We start from the raw sequence: 1,626 nt of genomic DNA, 5'->3' as shown, positions 1-1,626 counted from the left end.
GAAATGACTAATTTTACATCGCCATTAGACTAAAGAGTTAGAAAAGTGAACGGATATCCCCGTTTTGCGTGGGTGGATATCCTCCGTTTTCAGCATGCTTGAGACCGAAGTGATAGAACCGAGCGGTGTGGATCTGTCTTTATACCGCAGAATAGGCGAAGAGGTAACCCGGGTTGTCAAGCACAAACCGGGGATGCTTTATGTCAAGGAAATCATCCGTCCCAAATATGCGCTCAAGGACAATACGCAGCTTCCACCCCAGGGGCAGAAAGGTGTGGAGATTGCCCCCATGCCGTCGATGCCTATCGACAAGTGCATCGCCGATGCCACTCTGCTTGCCGAAATACTGCTCCGGAAGTATGAATATCACGTTCCGTTCTACCGTCAGATACAGCAGTACCGGCATCTTGGGATGAAAGGCCTTACAGAAAGCACGCTGGATGGTTGGTTCAAGAAAACGGTAGAACTGCTCAAACCTCTGTATGAGGTGCTGGGACAGGAGGTCTTTTCCTGTGACTATGTACAGGCGGACGAGACCACTGTTCCGGTCATTAACAGGGAAAAGCACAAGGCAGACAAGGAATACCTCTGGATGGTAAGGTCAGTCATGGAAAAGCTGGTCATCTTCCATTACGACAAGGGGTCAAGGGCCGGAGCGGTCATCGAATCCCTGGCAAATCAATGCCACTTCAAGGGCTACCTTCAATGCGATGGTTTTGCAGGCTATGAAACAGCCTTCAAGGCCAACCCCGGTGTGCAGCTGGTCAATTGCCTGGTGCATATCCGTCGTCATTTTGAACAAGCCCTTGATGAAAACAAGGAGATGGCCGAACATGGGCTGACTCAGATACAGCATATCTACAAGATAGAGCGTTGCTGCGACGAAGCAGGGTTGTCGCACGATGAACGCAAGGCCAAACGCCAGGAACTGGCCCGTCCCATCCTGGAAGCCATGAAGGCATGGATGGAAACGGAAGGCATCAAGTACAGTCCCGGATCACAGGCCGGTAAAGCCATCACGTATGCCTATACCCGATGGGACAACATGATGAAATGCTTGGAGGACGGACGCCTGCTTTGGGATAACAACCTGGCGGAAAATGTCATCCGACCGATTACTCCGGGACGGAAAAATTATCTCTTCTGTGGTAACCACCAAGCAGCTGTTAATATGTCGGTTGTCTGTTCTCTGCCGGCCACCTGCAAGGCACACGATGTCAATCCGAGGGATTACCTGAATGACATCATCGCCCGAATGCCTTATCATAAAAAGGCAACTCATAAGGAGCTTCTAGATCTGCTTCCGCACAGATGGAAGCTGCAACATCCGGAAAGTGCATTGACAAAACAAAATGGGGAATCCGGCAACTAATGCCGACTGCAACATATAGGTTCAACAAAACAATAGCGACTGCAACTATTAGCTTCATAGTGACAGTAGCTATTGTTATATATAAAGGTTTAATACCTGTAGTTTATCAAATGCTTACGGTTGAATCAAATGGAATGAATTAAATGACTTTCTCTATATTCAATACTTCGGTAAATTTTTACCGAAAAATTAAAAGTCAAACAATAGAACCGGCAAAAGTCGGTTCGAAAACACTAAAGAGGTCATTGAAATGT

1 protein-coding gene is annotated in these 1,626 nt (G+C 47.5%); it reads left to right on the top strand.

The features are described 5' to 3' along the window. The first annotated feature begins 94 nt into the window (after window positions 1-94). The gene (tnpC, locus tag C234_RS16505) at window positions 95-1,372 is read left to right on the top strand and encodes an IS66 family transposase (RefSeq protein ID WP_034537836.1); all 1,278 of its coding nucleotides are present in this window, start codon (window positions 95-97) and stop codon (window positions 1,370-1,372) included. Window positions 1,373-1,626: the final 254 nt, after the last annotated feature.

The sequence above is a fragment of the Bacteroides pyogenes DSM 20611 = JCM 6294 genome (genome assembly GCF_000428105.1).
Lineage (GTDB): Bacteria > Bacteroidota > Bacteroidia > Bacteroidales > Bacteroidaceae > Bacteroides > Bacteroides pyogenes.
The sequence above is the reverse complement of the archived record's forward strand: the minus strand, read 5'-3'. Positions and strand labels throughout refer to the sequence as shown.

Excerpts from the sequence above, each read along its gene's own strand:
- tnpC (WP_034537836.1), top strand. The coding sequence starts at position 95 with ATGCTTGAGACCGAAGTGATAGAACCGAGCGGTGTGGATCTGTCTTTA.